We start from the raw sequence: 16,407 nt of genomic DNA, 5'->3' as shown, positions 1-16,407 counted from the left end.
ATTCCCAATTCCCCATTCGCTCATTCCCAATGCCTATCCCCCAATGCCCAAGCGTCCTGCTAAGCCTGGAGTGAGAGGGAGGAGAGTTGCCACTGTTAAAAACAGAGCCAACAGCCCCAAAGCAGCTCGCGCATCATCGGGTTCGGAAATCTCATTCAAGCTAGGGCGTTCTAGACCCCGTTGCAAGAACAGAATTACAATCGCCCAGTACAGCAGCAAAGGATTCGTCGGATTCACCAGAGAGATAATTCCCAGCAAAATTAACGTGGCGACGGTAGCGCGTCGAGCGATTTGGCGTCCGTAGATTGCCTGGACAATTCGACCCCCATCGAGCATTCCCGCTGGCATCAAATTGAACGCTGTTACCACCAAACCCAGCCAACCGATAATCGTCAGCGGGTGGACATCAACCAGGGTTTGCTGAAGACTAGAACCAAGGACAACCCGTGCTAGAGTACCCACCAAAATTGATCCCTGGAAAAACTCCGATGGCACCTTAAATAGACTGCCTTCGTGGGAAAGAATTAAACCGACGATTAGCATCAATAGGGAAACAATGCCACCAGCAGCAGGGCCAGCTAAAGCGATATCAAACAGCACTGTGCGATTGGGTAATAGCGATTCAAACCGAGTAATCGCCCCAAACGAGCCAATCTGTGCGGATGGGATGAAAAAAGGAAAACTTAGGCGAATATTGTGACGACGAGCTAGGAACCAGTGACCGAGTTCGTGAGTCACTAAAATCACCCAGATTCCGGCACTGATGGGCAGAACTTCTCCAAAGCGGCTTGGGTTGCTGAAGAAATCAAAGCCGAGGAAAATTCCCGCCGTCTCTAAGCTAGCGGCAATGGTCGCCACGACGAGGACGCCTGCCAAGATGTTCTGAGGTAAGGTTGCTGGTTTCGGATCGTTGCTGCTGGGGAGAACAATCACCACCGGCTTCTCTTCCGGATTTTCTACTAAAAATAGCCGATAGCGATCGCCCAATCTCTCGTGCAAACTCGCAGACAAGCGGGAATGAACCGCCGCAGGTTCTCCCCGCAGATTTCCCTTGAAGATGGCTCCTTCCTGATAAGGAATGCTTTCGGTGGCAAAGAAGGTATCAATGCCAAAAATTCCTTGGATGTTTTTCAAGTCTTCATCTGGAATGGGAACCACTTCTTGGGAGACGGGATTGGTCGCCTCTTTTGGCGTCGCCGCCGCTGTCTCTCCCCCATTTTCCTCAGCAGTATCTTCTATCGGGTTGGATTCTTGCACCATTTTCAAGACCCGCTCCCGCAGTATGGCATCCTGACCGGCTGCTCGCAGTTTATTTCCGATGAAGATGTACAACCCAGCGGAGGCTATCAACATAAACAAGATGCTCACCAGGTTGAGATAAATCCCCGCCGCGAACAATCCAAAAAACAACAGCCAGGGAGACATCAACACCACTGACTGCAACCAAGCTAAGATGCCGAGTTTGCCGAATGACTTGGCACGGTAGAAGCCCCAACCCAGGATGCCTAAAGCCACCAGCACAATTAAAACTGTCGCCGTAGTTTCCGATCCAGTAAACATTTTTGATGAGGAGCCGTAGCAGCTATAGCCAACCAGTCTACTGTATTTCAATTTCTGATAAGGATTCAAGGTTACTCTTGGCTCTCGGTCGGGAAATGATTTCAATCTCTGCTAGGGATTCATCCAGCCATCTCCACACCACCCTAAATACAGTGCAATATTCGAGCGAGCTGAACCCAGCTTAAATTTCTTGAATGCCAAATAAATGTCAAATAAATTTGGTTGAGATTAACGCCAATATTTACCTACTAGAAACCCTATGCTATTTAAAAAGTTAGAAGATAAGAATTTTAGTCAGTTAATTAGACTGGGATTAATCGCGATCGCCTTGGGCATCGTTCCTCTTACCGCCTGTGTCAGTTCCCTAAAATCCACCCAGCAATCCTCTCAAGCTTCTTCACCGTCTTTAGCGCCCCAAAATGACAAAACAGGCGATCGCGTCATCAAGCCACAATTTGAGGGTGCTGAAAACTTCTCAGAAGGGCTGGCAGTCGTCACGGTTAATGGAAAAAAAGGTTATATCGATAAGACTGGCAATATTGTCATTAAGCCGCAGTTTGATTTTGCTGAAAAATTTGAACAAGGAATGGCAGCCGCCAAAATTGGCAATCAGTTCGGCTATATTGATAAGACTGGAAAAATGGTGGTTATCAATCCACCATTTGAGCAAGTTTTACAATTTTCCGAAGGACTTGCACCAACCAGTATTGGCGGTAAGTGGGGTTATATTGACACGAATCGCAATCTGGTTATTAAACCGCAGTTTGCCGCTGCTCATAACTTTTCAGAAGGGTTGGCATCTGTCAGAATTGGTAATCAAGAAGGCTATATTGATAAGACGGGCAAGATAGTTATTAAACCGCAGTATAAACAAGCTTATCCCTTTAAAGAAGGGCGGGCAGCGGTATTTGATAATAAGTTAAAGATAGGCTTTATTGACACAACTGGCAATCTAGTCATCAAGCTACAATTCGATGGGATAAATGATGGTTTTTCCCAAGGGCTAGCACCCGTAGCAATGGGCAGTAAAATTCCTCAGTGTTGGGGTTATATTGACAAAACTGGGAAGTTTGTCATCCAGGCGCAATTTGAGTATGCTTCTCCCTTTTACCCAAACGAAAACCTAGCAGCAGTAACAGTTGACAAAAAGACTGGCTATATCAATAAAACTGGGAAGTTAATTCTCCCGCCGCAGTCTCATTATGCGGGCAGTTTTGAGGATGGAGTGGCACTCATCTCCACCGGTGGTAAATATGGCTATATGGACAAAACCGGAAAAATTGTGATTCCGCCGCAGTTTAATGAAGTACGCGATCGCGGTGGTTTTTCCGAAGGACTAATCGCGGTAGAAATTGGCGGGAAGTATGGATATATGGACAAAACTGGCAAAACAGTTATTCAGCCACAATTTGATGCGGCTGGTTCCTTTCAAGAAGGGCTGGCACCCGTAAAAATTGGCAATCAGTGGGGCTATATCAGCCGATAAAATGAGCCAAGATTGCCGTTTCTCAAAAATAAGCCCCGCGTTATGCGATCGCACTCCAACGACTCGCAATCGGCATTCGCCAGCCGGTGCCAAAAGCCCGATCGGTAATTTTCAGTCCAGGCGGTGCTTGTCGCCGCTTAAATTCAGCACGCGCCACTAATTGCATCACTTTATTGACAACGACTGGATCGTGACCAGCTTCGATAATTTGAGCGGTTGATTGATGTTCGTGAATTAACCGCTGCAAAATATCATCCAGAATGTCATAAGAGGGTAGAGAATCTTGATCGACTTGACCGGGTTTTAGTTCGGCACTTGGCGGTTTCGTGAGGATATTCGTCGGAATAATTTCACCGTTACGATTCAGCCAATTGCATAGAGAATAAACGCGAGTTTTCGGCACATCAGCAATCACCGCTAATCCCCCATTCATATCGCCATAAAGCGTACAGTAACCAACCGCCATTTCTGACTTGTTACCCGTAGAAAGGAGGAGATAGCCAAACTTGTTCGCGATCGCCATCAATAAATTGCCCCGAATCCGCGATTGAATATTCTCTTCCGCAAGCCCAAAAGCTGTTCCAGCAAACAGAGGTTCTAACGTTTGGTCGTAACCCTGCATTAGCTGCCCAATCGCTAGGGTTTGAGTGGGAATCCCCAGCTTTTGGGCTAATTTCAGCGCATCTTCTACAGAATGATCGGAACTGTAGGGCGAAGGCATCAGGACGCCGAATACATTTTCTGCCCCTAAAGCGGCGGATGCGATCGCTGCTACCAACGCCGAATCTACTCCACCACTCAAGCCAAGCGTAACTTTGGAAAAGCCACACTTGCGGGCATAGTCTCGCACTCCCAACACCAATGCTGCCCAAATTTCTTCATCTTCACTCGCTGCAAGCGGTGCGACTTCCCCGTTATCCTCGGTTACTGAAGGGGAGATCAAATCCCGCTGTTCCTCATCAAATTCCAGCAGTACCAAATCCGTCTCAAAACGAAGGGCACGACACACGACTTCCCCGGCGTGATTCAAAGCGAAACTGCTTCCATCAAAAATTAAATCATCATTTCCCCCAACCTGATTGATATAAATGCTTGGTTGGCGGTAACGGACAGTACTATGACGCAACATTGCTTCTCGCAAGTGATGCTTGCCAACACTGTAGGGAGAAGCTGACAAATTCACCACCAAATCTACACCCAATTGAGCTAAGTCAGCAATCGGATTCACTGCATAGCTACGCTTTCCCCAAAATTCCTCATCGTTCCACAAATCTTCGCAGATTGTGACGCCAATGCGAAGATTATCGAGCGTAAAAGAATTTGGCTGAAGTCCCGGTTCAAAATATCGATATTCGTCAAAAACATCGTAGCTGGGCAACAGTCGCTTGTGAAAAATTTGCTGTATTTTGCCCTGTTCTAAGCAGGCAATACTATTAAATAACGGTTTACCTCCAGCGGCGTGCGCTTCCGGATTTGGGTCTACCGTACCCACCAACACCGCTAAATTGGGTGGCAAATCCTCTGCTAGCTGCTGCAACACCCTTGCCATAGACTCGACGAAGCCGGGATTCAGCAGCAAATCTCGTGGCGGATAGCCGCACAAAGAGAGTTCCGGCGTCAGCAACAAACGGGCACCTTGCTGAGTTGCCTGTCTTGCCGCCTCTAGAATTTGTTGGGCATTGCCGGTGAGGTTGCCAATTGTGGGGTTGAGTTGAGCGATCGCAATTTTCATATTCAGTTATCACCTGCGTCGTTCTGATTATTTAAACTAATTTTTCAATCGCAGCAATTAGGATTTAGATTGCCAATGTTTTAATTCTTCATCCATAAAATAATTAACCAAATCTTGATATAGCTTTTCAATTACATCTGGATTTAAGCCTTGTTCTTCAGCCCAAAGGCGTCTTTGCTGCAACATCGACTTAACCCTTTCTGGAGCTTTCACGCTGGTTTCGTCTGTTTTAAACTTTGCTGCCGCTTTTACATATTCAAATCGTTTACCAAAAGCTGCGGTAATTTGGAAATCAATCCTATCAATTTCCTGGCGAATGTCTCCGAGGCTTAAGCAATCTTTGGGTTCTTTGCTATTTGAAAATTCCTCTAAATCTTGCATCGTTTATTTTCCTTTCATTTCTTTTTAACCGCCAAAGATAACACCGAGCTAGAGTGAATTTGCTTTTTTCTTAACTTAGCGAACTTTGGCGCGAACCTCTGCTTTAGCGAAGCGGCGCGACAGCGCTACCTTTGCGTTTAAATAAATACCAACGGTTTATCCTTAAACGGAGCAAACGCTTCAGCATCAAATCGATACAAACTCGCCGGACGCCCTGCCCCACGCGAGACTTTGACTTTGGTATCGTAAAGAAAACCCAGCTTCAAGAGTCGGGCGCGAAAATTAGAATAATCCGAGAAATTTTCACCTAAAACGGTCGTGTAAAGCTGATACAAGTCACTCAAAGTAAACAACTCCGGCAACACTTCAAAGGCGACTGGGCTATATTCCAATTTATTTCGCAAACGCCGATGACCATACTCTAAGATTTTATGGTGGTCAAAGGCTAATTGTGGCACTTGCTCTAAAGGATACCAGGCAATTCCACTCACTCCATCGGCAATTAATTCAGCTTCTTCAAATCGTACCAAAGCAAAATAACTGACCGACAGATAACGAACCCCGTAACTTTCTTCGCATTCTCTCGGATCTCGTCCAGGCCCGCCAAAACTGTATAACTGCTCTAGATACAGATTTTTCACGCGAATTTTTTCAGCCAAAATTCGATAGGCGGCATCTTCCAAAGATTCCCCTTGCCGCACTAAAGTACCGGGCAGACTCCAGCGATCGGAAAAAGGTTCGTCTTGCCGCATGACTAACAAAACTAATAGCCGGTTTTGCGCCGTATCGACTGAGAAAATCACGTTATCGACTCCGACTTTAAAATCCGCTAATGCCGGTTTTTTTACCGAATCTCCTATCTTTTTCGAGCTGCGTCCTCGCATTCGTATAAACGTTCTCTGTGAATATAATCCTCAACGGTCGTCGTCAAGGCTTGTCTGTTGCCATTCTCACGATAAGCTGTGGAAGAAACCGCCGGTGGTTTAATGTCAGCGATCGCAATCTGCGCTCCTAGTTGTCTTAGCGCTTCTAAATCAGGGTCATCTATCGCATATCCTGGTCTAGGCACCACAAGCAGATGCACTTGCTGCAATAAATCTTCAACTCTATACCAACGCGGCATCTGGTTTACTAAATCCGAACCAATGACGACGGTGAAATCTGCCGACATTCCCCAGCATTGCCTAGCCTTCTGCACCGTCTCCAGAGTTCGAGGACTGCTGAATTCCGGATACAGTCCGATATTGTGGCAACTCGGATGAATTTCCTCAATCAGCAACCTTAGCATCGTTGAGCGATGTTCTAGCGGCGTTTGATGCGATTTAAACGGATTATTCGACGCCCAAACCGCCACCCAATCATAGTGGTGCGACAGCCATTTCAAAATCGCTTGATGCCCAGAAGTTGGCGGGTCAGCACTCGTACCAAACAAAGCAATTCTCATTATCTTCCTAATTCCTCTTACTTCCTCTTTCTTCGCGCTCTATAGCGCTAACGCGCATGGCTTCGCTAGGGCGTCTTTGCGGTTCGTTCTCAAATTCTTAACCAGAACGACGAGTTTGTTCCATCAACTCCAACAATGCAGCCGAAACCTCCACCGACGGCGACACAGGCGAATCCAACTGACGAGTCTCCGCTGGTAAACTTGCTACCGAAATCGCAGTCCGTTCTCGAATTTCTGCTAAAGATTCTGGTAGAAACACCCGTTCCCCTTGCTTAAACATCGGCTGCAACAAAGGCTGCTCAAACTGCGGACTTTCCGTCACCAATCCTAATCGATCTCCTTTCATCAAATTGCCTTCAAAGCAGCGAAAAATCTGCTTGCGACCGGGATAAGTTACCTTGCCACTCGACTGTTTCATCACAGGAATGCCATCAATTTCAACCAGTTTATACACTCCATTGACTGGGGTTCCCGTAACCAATCGAGTTCCCAATCCATAACCATCAAGGCAAGCACCCCCTGCTTGCAAACGGGCAATTTCCCACTCATCCAAATCGCCACTCGCAAAGATGGGAACATCCGGTAAGAGCGATCGCACTTGTTTGGATAACCCTACCAAATCGCCAGAATCTAGCCGCACCCCAGACAATTGCATTTCTCCTGCATCGAGCTTTTCTGCCAGCATTTGGGCAGCGGCAACTGTATCGTAGGTATCAATCAACAACGGCGCACCCGGAAAATATCGATGGAAGGAGGTAAAAGCCTCTCCCTCACTCCCAGCAGTTGCTGTCAGCGCCATCACCAAAGCATGAGCCATCGTCCCGCTGGGCTTTTGACCCAACTTGATCGCTGCCAGTACATTAGAAGTCGCGTCCAATCCAGCCGCCAATGCCGCCCTGGCTGCCCACAGAGACGCTTGGGGGCTAAAAGCGCGCCGGGTGCCAAATTCCAGCAGCGTCGCTTCTGGCCCCGCGACATCCCGTATCCGCGCCGCTCGTGTGGCAACTAAAGTTTGATAATTAATTGTATTCAGCAGGTAGGTTTCCACCAGCTGAGCTTGCCAAAGCGGCGCTTCCACCCGCAGCAGCGGTTCGTTAGCGAATACGGCGGTTCCCTCTGGAACTGCCCAAACATCACCGGTGAACCGAGCATCTGCCAACAGCGACCAAAAACGGTCTGGTGCCCGATCGAAAATTCCGGTCGCTTGCAAAGCCACTATCTGGCTAGGACTGAAGCGAAATTTCTCCAGATAGTCCAGCGCCTGTTCCAACCCCATCGCAATCAAATAGCCAAAGCCAGCAGGTAGACGCCGCGCAAATAGCTCAAAGCTTGCCCGTGTTTGATCTAAACCTTCGCCGGTGTAGCAAGCTGCCATTGTCAGCTGATACAGGTCGGTCAAGAGACTGTAATCTTCAGAAGCGATCGCGAGTTCCCGATCTTTTACCCTAACCGGCTCCTGAAGCAGGTTAGCAGGATGCTTTACAAGTCCGTCCACGGAAGTTCTCATCATCTTGCTTCCTAGCCAGAGAGAGTGGGCTTTTCAATTATAGTAAGATTTACCATAATAGTGTCAAGGCATTTTAATGATTGCTTGAAGAAGAGGGCTGTTGAAAAGAGCTGTACTGCCATCTTCAGGTCATTCTTAGGTTATATACATTATTCTTAATAGTATTTTGACTTAAAAGCTACAGAAAAGGGCAATTAATGTCAGAAGGACACAGGAGAGTGAAAAAGGGAGAGGGGCGGCGTTACTCATTAGTGATTAACCACTCACCATCAGTTTTTAGAGTTAATTGTGCAAAATCTAAATAAATTTTAAAGTATGTAGAAATCTTAAGTGAACTGACCGCCAACTCAAGTCTAAGCAAAGTATTGCAAACCTAATCAAACAAGTATTGCAAATTACCTCAAATTATCGAGCCAGATTCATAATAAAAGTATCAAAGGCTAATATACATTTCATCGAATCCTCAAAGGAATCTGGAGAGTAAAGATATGAGTCTTACCCGAACGTTTGACAATATCATCCAATATTTTTCTGGCGCGATCGCTCGCATCTTTGGACTAAGTGACGATGCGTATCCTGCGACTGGCGTGCAGCCCTTTACAGGGGAACCGTTTAGCGCACGTCGCAAAGAAGATTGGTAGTCAGCCTGAATACTTTTTTCTATATTGTTGGAGTCAAAAATAAGAAATTTGGTGGAGAAAGAGGCTCTTTCTCCACCAAATTTTATGAAATGATTTTAAAAATTATTCTTCTGATATGGCTAAAAAGTCCCGCCAGAACGTCTTTTAATGTGTCAGTCACCTCAGACTGCTCTGTTGGATGGTTTAACATCCCTTTGGTGGCTGCAAAGCAGGGGAAACGACAAAAACCCTGTACCACTACTTAACGCTCAACTGGCGCTCAACTGGCTTGGTTAGCCCATATCCTGAGAATGGGCAATGAATGACCACTCGCCGCCTAGACGCCGTTCTCCTAAGTGGGGCAATTCGCAGGACAAACAGCAAAACGCCTGCTATGGTCGGGCAATATTCGGTGGATGAGGAAAATTCACGCACCGAATATTGCCTAGTTCTATAGTGACAAGCGTTCTATAAAATTGTACGGAATTTAATACAAAAGTTAGAGCTTATTTAAAGTTCTAAATACTCATTTGACGTAGCTGATGTTGTTCCTGGTTAAACTGCTTTTGTTCGGGGGTTAATACGTCATAATCAATGGGCGATCGCATATCCCACTGCACTCCTGCCAATAGCAGTAAAGTCCCCGCCATGACAAGACCCGTGGTGAGAAATTGCCAGCCTCCGACATAAGGCAAGATCCCAATGCCCAATAGATGAACGAACCCGTTAATCAGGAAAGTACGCGATCTCATTCCCATCCCCGTAAAAAAGTAGCCAATGGTACTTAAACCCAGCCAAAACTGACACAGGTTCATCAGCACCAACCCCCAACCCAGAAAAATACCCAAGTCAGTTAGCACCATCCCGAATAACATCAGTGCAACCCAGCTATAAAGCAGCCAGCGCAGGCGTTCTACTTTCACCCAAAAGTGAGTCAACACCACCATCCCCACCGTACCGACTAAGGTAAGTGCTGACCAAAACATCGCTTGCACGTACCAGCTAACAGGTAAAAACTGAGCATTGATAAAAATTGCAGCGGTAATCCAACCCCAAACAATAAACGCCTGATCGATTCGAGAATAAAAGCTCGAAATCAGCGTTTTATTTCCAACTTGCAAGTGAATACGTAAAAGCCCCTGACGATCCTGAAAATCAAGGGCTTCCTGTTTGCTACGGACAAGCGGTTCAGCAGGATTAAAAAAAGTCATTGACATCCATCTTTGGAGATAAATTGAATAAAGCGGGAATCTGTCCCTAGGTAGGCTTCTTCAACTATCTTAATGGAAGCAGAAAATTTGTAATCTGGGATTCTACGGATATTAGAACCAAACTAACTGTTTGCTAGTTATCAAAAGTGTTAGCTAAGTAAAAGCAGCTGAGTCAAGAAAAAAGCGATCGCGGCACTGCCTACAGGAACCGTCAGATTGTCGATGCCGAACCAGGAGAAAGCTTCTAAGAGAGTAGCAAAGAAAGCAACGAAAATCGGCACTACCCACGTTTGCCAGATATTGCCCTGGACTCCTAGGAAAATTAAGCTACTAACCCCATAGCTAACCAGGAACATCGTCAGCGAGCCTTCCCAACTTTTACGGATGTCCCAAAATTCATAGCGATGCTTACCAAATCGTTGACCAATGAGAGCAGCTAAGCCATCCCCCCAAGTCATCACCAAAATTCCCAGTGCTGCATATTGGGGTTGGTTTAGAGGCCAGAACCAACCGATTAAAATGCCAATACTGAGGGCATAGCAAAATGTCCCCCAGCTCTTGCGCCCAACGCTGTTAATGCCTGGGAGGATCGGAAATTTGTATGACAAAAGAGCCACTGCACTCGCGAAAATCGAAGCCGTAATCCCCACCCAAGCGGGAAGGTTCAGCCACCAGGCAAGCAAAATCACATTGCCCGTGCCAATGTGAACCACCTTCCGCACCTTTTCCGGTTCGGTAGAAGTGTAGCGATGCAGCCCTTCTGCCAGTAACACAAGAATGCCCAGGCAAGCCCCAACTAACCCAATGTGGAGCCATAGATCCGGAATTGATTCTAACCACAACACGGATTTACGCAAAGATTGAATTATAAAAAAAAGCTCTCCTTACCAATCTATTAGATCCAGGGCACAGTAATGAAAATATTACTAATTTGGCTAATTCGGGGATACCGAGTGCTAATTTCTCCCCTTTTTCCCCCAGCGTGTCGGTTTCAGCCGACTTGTTCCAAATATGCTTTAGAGGCGGTAGAGAGATTTGGCCCTTGGCGCGGCGGCTGGATGGCGATTCGGCGCATCTTGCGCTGCCATCCCTTCCATCCTGGCGGTTACGATCCGGTGCCACCCGCCGCTTCTGGGGCGGTTAAACAAACAAAAGAGTAAATGAAGTCATCGCGGGTATCAGATCGTCTAGAGGAGTTGCGTCGTAGTCGGTTTGTAGGACGCGATCGCGAACAAACTCTATTTCAGTCGGCGCTGGACGAGGCGCAATTACCTTGGCATCTCCTCTATATTCATGGTTCGGGTGGTGTTGGCAAGACGACTTTGCTGCGCGAGTTTGCCTACATCTGCGAACAAGCGAAAACACCAGTCGTCTACCTGGATACCCGTAATGTCGAACCTTCACCCGACTCTTTTTTCAGCGCCCTCCAGATGGTTATCGGTCTGGGGCATCAAAACCAGCCTTGGGAGTGGTTTGCTTCCCAACCTGGTCACTGTGTCCTTCTGATCGATACCTACCAAACCTTAACGCCACTAGAAGACTGGCTGCGGGAATTTTTCTTACCCCAGTTGCCGGAAAATGCCCTCGTCGTTCTCGCGGGTCGTCAACCCCCGTCATCTGCTTGGCGTGCCGATCCGGGGTGGCAGGCGTTGATGCGTTTAATATCCTTAGATAACCTGAATCCAGAAGAAAGTCGGACGTATCTGACAAAACGTCAGATTCCTGTCGAACAGCATTCCTCTGTTTTGAACTTTACTCGCGGTCATCCTCTGGCAATGTCCCTAGTTGCGGATGTTTTTGCCCAGCACGGCAATATTGATTTTCGACCAGAAGCCGCACCAGATGTGGTGAAAACTTTATTAGAACAATTTGTGCAAGAAGTCCCCAGTCCGTTGCATCGGGCAGCATTAGAAGTTTGTGCTTTAGTGCGTTTAACTACCGAAGCACTGCTGTGTGAAACTCTCGCGATTCCCGATGCTTACGAGTTGTTCAACTGGCTGCGAGGACTTTCGTTTATAGAATCGAGATTACAAGGTATCTTTCCCCACGACTTAGCACGGGAAGCAATTTCCGCTGACTTGCGCTGGCGAAATCCCGAACGCTATGCCGAACTGTTCGGTCGTGCCCGTGGTTATTACTGCAAACGTATCCTGCAAACTCAGGGTTTGGAACTAGAACGCGCCCTATTTGATTATGTTTTCAAAAGTCCGCAAGTACGACAATTTTTTATCTGGCAAGACAACAACTTGCTGACCGACACGCTGCGTGAGAGCGATCGCTCGGTGCTGATGGAGATGGTGACGACTCATGAGGGGGAAGCTTCTGCCCAGCTTTTGGCACATTGGTTGGCGCGACAGCCTCAAGGAGTGTTGGTGTTTCGCCAGTCGGAGGAGGGAACTCCTCTAGGCTTTATGATGATGCTGGCTTTGGATGAAGCTAGTTTAGAAGATTTACAAGTTGACCCCGCTACTCAGGTGGTATGGAATTATATCCAGCAGCAAGGAGCATTACAACTTGGTGAGAAGGCTACGTTCTGCCGCTTTTGGATGGCTGCTGATACTTATCAAGCTGTTTCCCAAATTCAAAGCCTCATCTTTATCAAAATTTTTCGGCACTGCGTCACGACTCCCGGCTTAGCTTTTATTTTTACAGCGATCTCTCAACCGGATTTCTGGGAATTGTTTTGTACGGCAGCCAATATGCCGTTGCTGCCAGAAACATCTTTTGAAGTGGGTGGACGGCGTTATGGTGTATCCGCACACAATTATCGAGTTTCTCCCGTATTCAATGATTTGTTGGAACTGCCAGCTTGGGCGATCGCGATCGCTCCACCAGGAGAGGGGGAGATAAGGCAAGGGAAGGGAATACCAATCCCCCATTCCTCATTACCACTTCCCAATTCCCCTTTAAGCCAATCTGAATTTGCCTCTGCGGTGCATCAAGCTTTGCGGGATTTCGTGCGACCGGAGGCACTATTACATAATCCTTTAGCGCGATCGCATCTGGTTATCGAACGTGCAGGCACCAATACTCGTGCAGCAGAACGAATTGCCGCCTTACAAGCGCTGTTGCAAGAAGCGGTTGAATCGTTACAGCGATCGCCCCGCGAAGCCAAATTTTATCGCGCTTTGGATCGCGCCTACCTGCACCCCGCTCCATCGCAGGAACGAGCCGCAGAAATATTAGATATATCTATCGGCACCTTTGGCCGTCATTTGAAAGCAGGAATTGTGCGAGTCACAGAGATTTTGTGGCATCAAGAAATCGACCGACTGGAAAACTAATATCAAGCGTGTCGCTTTTTGAAGACAAGCCAATGGCTAATGCAAGAGTGACTATTAGCCGTTAGAAATTGATCGCTTTTCGATCGAGTTTCGATCTGGAATTGTATAGCTTTCTTTCGCCAAACTAAAACTAACCCAAGCAAAAATTGTACTTGACAAGGAATGGCGAATATGTACTTTTCTCAAATAGCTGCATCAGTCGCTGTTGCCGCAACTGTGGTTCTCGGTATCTCAGGCAGCACCGCGATTGCTAGTAAAGCAGTGTCAAGCACGGCAGCACCAACGGCAGGCAGCTCAAATCTTATCTCATTGCTAACGGCTCAAAAACACAGCAACTCACCGACAAACACTGTATCTGACAAACTCGCTCGCCAACTTCAAGCAACACTGGACAAAACCCGCTTGGCAGCGGGAATTCCAGGTAAAGGAGGAGTAGCTGGTGCAACTTTAGCGATCGCCAGCCGCGACGAGGGACAATGGTTTGGGTCTAGTGGTGTAGCTGACCTGGCAACGGGAACCTCTGTGGCTCCACAGGATCAATTCCGCATCGGGAGCGCCACTAAGACATTTACGGCAACCGTTGTGCTGCAACTGGTGGATGAAGGAAAGCTCAAATTAGACGATACTTTAGACAAATGGCTTCCTTCAATTGCCAAAAATATTCCGAACAGTAACAAAATTACAATTCGCCAACTCTTGAACGGCACCAGCGGCATCTACGATTACTTAGCCGACGACAGCGCGATTTGGCAGGATATCCTTCAGAATCCATACAGAGACTGGAAGCCAGAGGAGCTTGTTTCCTACATTTACGGACGACAACCAACGATTGGGAAGTGGGTCTATCCCAACACTGGTTTTATCTTGCTAGGGATGATCGTTGAAAAGGCGACAAATTCCAGCTTAGCTAGTCAAATAGAAAATCGAATTATTAAACCCTTAGGGCTGAAAAATACCTTTTTTACTGCTAGAACCGATAGCGTTCCGGGGGGAATCGTTCATGCATATTGGGATATCTACCCTCAGGATGGAATTGATGAGGATCTTACATCTGTAAATATGTCAGTAGCATGGGCTGCTGGCACAATGGTTTCTAACACGCAAGACCTGATTCGCTTTGGCGATAAACTTTTCCGGGGTAAATTGTTGAAATCTCGCACCCTCAAGGAAATGCTTACCTTTATCGACTTGGGAAGCGGTTTCGGATATGGGTTGGGGATTTGGTCTAACGACACCCCTTGGGGAAAAGCATGGCGAATCAGCGGGAGTGGCATCGGGACTGCTGCTGCGCTGTGGTACTTGCCTAATCGAGGGCTTACGATAGTGTCTTTGTCAAACCAAGAAGTCGGACAGTACTTTACCTCTATCCGCAATGCCACTCTAGAGTTAGTGCTGGGGAAACCGTAAGCAAGGCGATCTCACTTTCGTCCCTAAACCCAGCATCCTAGAAGGATTGATGATACTCAGTGCTGGGTTCTTAGCTCCGCGCCAGCGCCGAATCAGTGAAACCAAGAAAACTTCGTAGAGTTCAAATCAGACAGGCAAACATAAAATATGGCGATCGCGATTCGGAACGCCCTGTCACAGGATTTCACCCAAATCGAGCAAATCTCAGTTGCAGCTTACCAGGAGTACGCACGCGCCCTAGCGCCCGGTGACTGGGAGGTGATGCAGGGGAATTTGTCCCAAGTCGCAAAGAGAGCCGAGGTAGCTCAGTTAATCGTGGCACAGGAGGATTGTCACCTCGTCGGGACAGTGGCGTACTTTGCTCCTGGTAAGTCTGACGGCAGGCTGTTTCCGCCCCAGTGGGCATCCATTCGCTTGCTGGCAGTATCGCCTTCCCATCGCGGAAAGGGAGCCGGACGACTGCTCACCCAGGAGTGTATTCAGCGTGCCAAAGCAGACGGTGCCTGCGAAATTGGAGTGCATACGAGCGAGTTGATGACGGTTGCCAGAAAAATGTATGAGCGAATGGGATTTCAGCAGGACATCGAACTCCCACGTATGTTTGGTCTTCGGTATTGGCGTTACGTGCTACCGCTGACCAAAACGCACGAACCATGCTAGCGATCGAGAAAATCACCCGATCGGGTGAGTCCATAGGATGAGGTTTACTAGAACCGCTTCTTTTACACTAGGTAGGAAACTTCTATAGCCCTTCGGGGAGTAAAAGTTTCCTACCTAGTGTGGCAGATTAACAGGATGACCCATCTAAAAGCCGGTTGAACAGCCAGCCATTTCTGAATTGCTAACGGCTAATAATTCATTGCTATTAGCATTAGCCAAACCAGAAATACATAAAGCTGCGATCGCCCAAGTTTATTAAAATAACGGTTGAAAATACTGAATTTTTCTGGCTGAGGCGAACTGATAGCTACTTAGTTTTCCGGGTCATATTGTTAATATAAAAATTTTTGAGGGGTGAATATGTCTCTGATCCGCGACCTTGTACAACAGGCTCTGACAACAGGTTATTTAACCATTGCAGCAGAAAATCAACTGCGACAGCTTTTAAGAACTAAGTATGGCCTGGAAGACTTCAACGCTTTCATGGCCTTACAGACGGCTGCAATGTCTGGTCAGGTGAAGCAAGAATCGCGGGAATTAAGAGGTTTACAGCAAACTTTCTGTAAAACGAATAAGCAACCTAACACGCAATACGCAATTCGGTAATTTTTCAATTTTATCCATCCATAAAGGGCAAGTTAATGGCGGACACCCAATGCTTAAAAATTCGGATTAAGCCAGGATTGACCCTCCCTGTAATTGGTTGGCTCAAGAACTTGAACAATCAATTGGATGAAGTGCGGGAATTGCTGAGGAACGAAGGAGTCATTATAGAATCCATCTTTCTCGAACGCAGCCAAGATGGAGACTATTTAATTTTGTATCAAAAGGCAAAAGATTTAAGCAAAGCTAGCGAAACATTCCATCAGTCAAGCTCTCCACTCGCCTTGGCTACTCAGAAATTCATCAGCGAAACTTGGGGAGACATCCAGCCCCTAGAATTGGTCATCGACTTAGAGGGGATGACAGAAGTTTAGGTATTGCGGAAATCAACTATCAAGATTACGCTGGATACAGCAATTTTTTGATGAACCGCGAAGTCGCGTTGGCGTAGCCTGCGCGTTAGCGCTTAGGACGCGAAGAAAGAAAAGAAAGAAGATTTTAAGGGATGAATT

17 protein-coding genes are annotated in these 16,407 nt (G+C 47.1%); 9 read left to right on the top strand and 8 right to left on the bottom strand.

Annotation, left to right across the window (positions count from 1 at the left end; all coding sequences use genetic code 11):
- Positions 1–33: 33 nt before the first annotated feature.
- Positions 34–1,560: a site-2 protease family protein gene (locus tag NDI44_RS13600; RefSeq protein WP_190410319.1), complete on the bottom strand. Its 1,527-nt coding sequence runs from the start codon at positions 1,558–1,560 to the stop codon at positions 34–36.
- Positions 1,561–1,819: 259 nt separating this feature from the next.
- Between NDI44_RS13600 and NDI44_RS13595 the strand changes: the two genes are divergently transcribed.
- Positions 1,820–3,046 (top strand): WG repeat-containing protein, encoded by a 1,227-nt coding sequence (locus NDI44_RS13595; RefSeq protein WP_190410318.1) that lies wholly within the window; start codon positions 1,820–1,822, stop codon positions 3,044–3,046.
- Positions 3,047–3,086: 40 nt separating this feature from the next.
- Here the strand turns inward: NDI44_RS13595 and NDI44_RS13590 are convergent, their stop codons facing one another.
- From NDI44_RS13590 to NDI44_RS13570, 5 genes are all read right to left on the bottom strand, one after another.
- Complete coding sequence (locus NDI44_RS13590) at positions 3,087–4,778, bottom strand: NAD+ synthase (RefSeq protein ID WP_190410317.1); 1,692 nt, start codon at positions 4,776–4,778, stop codon at positions 3,087–3,089.
- Between the two features lie 57 nt (positions 4,779–4,835).
- Positions 4,836–5,159, bottom strand: a complete 324-nt coding sequence (locus NDI44_RS13585; protein ID WP_190410316.1) for an isochorismate lyase — start codon at positions 5,157–5,159, stop codon at positions 4,836–4,838.
- Positions 5,160–5,296: 137 nt separating this feature from the next.
- Entirely contained in the window at positions 5,297–6,043 is a 747-nt protein-coding gene (locus NDI44_RS13580) for an NUDIX domain-containing protein (RefSeq protein WP_190410315.1), read from the bottom strand.
- Positions 6,016–6,603: a nicotinate-nucleotide adenylyltransferase gene (locus NDI44_RS13575; RefSeq protein WP_190410314.1), complete on the bottom strand. Its 588-nt coding sequence runs from the start codon at positions 6,601–6,603 to the stop codon at positions 6,016–6,018. The genes NDI44_RS13580 and NDI44_RS13575 overlap by 28 nt, the downstream gene beginning before the upstream one ends.
- A 97-nt stretch (positions 6,604–6,700) precedes the next feature.
- Entirely contained in the window at positions 6,701–8,110 is a 1,410-nt protein-coding gene (locus NDI44_RS13570) for a nicotinate phosphoribosyltransferase (protein ID WP_190410429.1), read from the bottom strand.
- 488 nt (positions 8,111–8,598) lie between these two features.
- Between NDI44_RS13570 and NDI44_RS13565 the strand changes: the two genes are divergently transcribed.
- Both NDI44_RS13565 and NDI44_RS13560 read left to right on the top strand, forming a co-directional pair.
- Positions 8,599–8,751, top strand: coding sequence for a hypothetical protein (locus tag NDI44_RS13565; RefSeq protein WP_190410313.1), 153 nt, complete (start codon positions 8,599–8,601; stop codon positions 8,749–8,751).
- Positions 8,752–9,052: 301 nt separating this feature from the next.
- Complete coding sequence (locus NDI44_RS13560; protein WP_277877453.1) at positions 9,053–9,187, top strand: hypothetical protein; 135 nt, start codon at positions 9,053–9,055, stop codon at positions 9,185–9,187.
- A 61-nt stretch (positions 9,188–9,248) separates the two neighbouring features.
- Here NDI44_RS13560 and NDI44_RS13555 read toward each other — a convergent pair whose 3' ends face one another.
- Entirely contained in the window at positions 9,249–9,941 is a 693-nt protein-coding gene (locus tag NDI44_RS13555) for a hypothetical protein (RefSeq protein WP_190410312.1), read from the bottom strand.
- A 149-nt stretch (positions 9,942–10,090) separates the two neighbouring features.
- Positions 10,091–10,798 carry a diacylglycerol/polyprenol kinase family protein gene (locus NDI44_RS13550; RefSeq protein ID WP_190410311.1) on the bottom strand — a complete coding sequence of 236 codons (708 nt, stop codon included), beginning with the start codon at positions 10,796–10,798 and terminating at the stop codon, positions 10,091–10,093.
- Between the two features lie 57 nt (positions 10,799–10,855).
- On the opposite strand from NDI44_RS13550, the gene yidD reads away from it, so the two are divergent.
- The 6 genes from yidD to NDI44_RS13520 all read left to right on the top strand — a co-directional run bounded on the left by yidD (position 10,856) and on the right by NDI44_RS13520 (position 16,269).
- Positions 10,856–11,101, top strand: coding sequence for a membrane protein insertion efficiency factor YidD (gene yidD / locus NDI44_RS13545; RefSeq protein ID WP_190410310.1), 246 nt, complete (start codon positions 10,856–10,858; stop codon positions 11,099–11,101).
- Complete coding sequence (locus NDI44_RS13540; protein WP_190410309.1) at positions 11,102–13,225, top strand: ATP-binding protein; 2,124 nt, start codon at positions 11,102–11,104, stop codon at positions 13,223–13,225.
- A gap of 171 nt (positions 13,226–13,396) precedes the next feature.
- A complete protein-coding gene (locus tag NDI44_RS13535; protein ID WP_190410308.1) occupies positions 13,397–14,632 on the top strand; it encodes a serine hydrolase domain-containing protein in 1,236 nt (411 codons plus the stop codon).
- Between the two features lie 147 nt (positions 14,633–14,779).
- Complete coding sequence (locus tag NDI44_RS13530) at positions 14,780–15,292, top strand: GNAT family N-acetyltransferase (RefSeq protein WP_190410307.1); 513 nt, start codon at positions 14,780–14,782, stop codon at positions 15,290–15,292.
- 360 nt (positions 15,293–15,652) lie between these two features.
- Entirely contained in the window at positions 15,653–15,898 is a 246-nt protein-coding gene (locus NDI44_RS13525) for a hypothetical protein (RefSeq protein ID WP_190410306.1), read from the top strand.
- A gap of 35 nt (positions 15,899–15,933) precedes the next feature.
- Positions 15,934–16,269, top strand: a complete 336-nt coding sequence (locus NDI44_RS13520) for a DUF6176 family protein (RefSeq protein WP_190410305.1) — start codon at positions 15,934–15,936, stop codon at positions 16,267–16,269.
- Positions 16,270–16,407: the final 138 nt, after the last annotated feature.

Origin of the sequence: Trichocoleus sp. DQ-A3 (assembly GCF_039961975.1) — a bacterium.
Taxonomy (GTDB): Bacteria; Cyanobacteriota; Cyanobacteriia; order Cyanobacteriales; family FACHB-T130; genus FACHB-T130.
Note: the sequence above shows the minus strand (reverse complement) of the source record. Positions and strands in the feature narration are given on the sequence as shown.

Coding starts and splice junctions, on each gene's coding strand:
- NDI44_RS13575 (WP_190410314.1), bottom strand. CDS start 6,603: ATGAGAATTGCTTTGTTTGGTACGAGTGCTGACCCGCCAACTTCTGGG.
- NDI44_RS13560 (WP_277877453.1), top strand. CDS start 9,053: ATGACCACTCGCCGCCTAGACGCCGTTCTCCTAAGTGGGGCAATTCGC.
- NDI44_RS13540 (WP_190410309.1), top strand. CDS start 11,102: ATGAAGTCATCGCGGGTATCAGATCGTCTAGAGGAGTTGCGTCGTAGT.
- NDI44_RS13585 (WP_190410316.1), bottom strand. CDS start 5,159: ATGCAAGATTTAGAGGAATTTTCAAATAGCAAAGAACCCAAAGATTGC.
- NDI44_RS13580 (WP_190410315.1), bottom strand. CDS start 6,043: ATGCGAGGACGCAGCTCGAAAAAGATAGGAGATTCGGTAAAAAAACCG.
- NDI44_RS13525 (WP_190410306.1), top strand. CDS start 15,653: ATGTCTCTGATCCGCGACCTTGTACAACAGGCTCTGACAACAGGTTAT.
- NDI44_RS13520 (WP_190410305.1), top strand. CDS start 15,934: ATGGCGGACACCCAATGCTTAAAAATTCGGATTAAGCCAGGATTGACC.
- NDI44_RS13555 (WP_190410312.1), bottom strand. CDS start 9,941: ATGACTTTTTTTAATCCTGCTGAACCGCTTGTCCGTAGCAAACAGGAA.
- NDI44_RS13595 (WP_190410318.1), top strand. CDS start 1,820: ATGCTATTTAAAAAGTTAGAAGATAAGAATTTTAGTCAGTTAATTAGA.
- NDI44_RS13600 (WP_190410319.1), bottom strand. CDS start 1,560: ATGTTTACTGGATCGGAAACTACGGCGACAGTTTTAATTGTGCTGGTG.
- NDI44_RS13590 (WP_190410317.1), bottom strand. CDS start 4,778: ATGAAAATTGCGATCGCTCAACTCAACCCCACAATTGGCAACCTCACC.
- NDI44_RS13570 (WP_190410429.1), bottom strand. CDS start 8,110: ATGAGAACTTCCGTGGACGGACTTGTAAAGCATCCTGCTAACCTGCTT.
- NDI44_RS13565 (WP_190410313.1), top strand. CDS start 8,599: ATGAGTCTTACCCGAACGTTTGACAATATCATCCAATATTTTTCTGGC.
- NDI44_RS13535 (WP_190410308.1), top strand. CDS start 13,397: ATGTACTTTTCTCAAATAGCTGCATCAGTCGCTGTTGCCGCAACTGTG.
- NDI44_RS13530 (WP_190410307.1), top strand. CDS start 14,780: ATGGCGATCGCGATTCGGAACGCCCTGTCACAGGATTTCACCCAAATC.
- yidD (WP_190410310.1), top strand. CDS start 10,856: ATGAAAATATTACTAATTTGGCTAATTCGGGGATACCGAGTGCTAATT.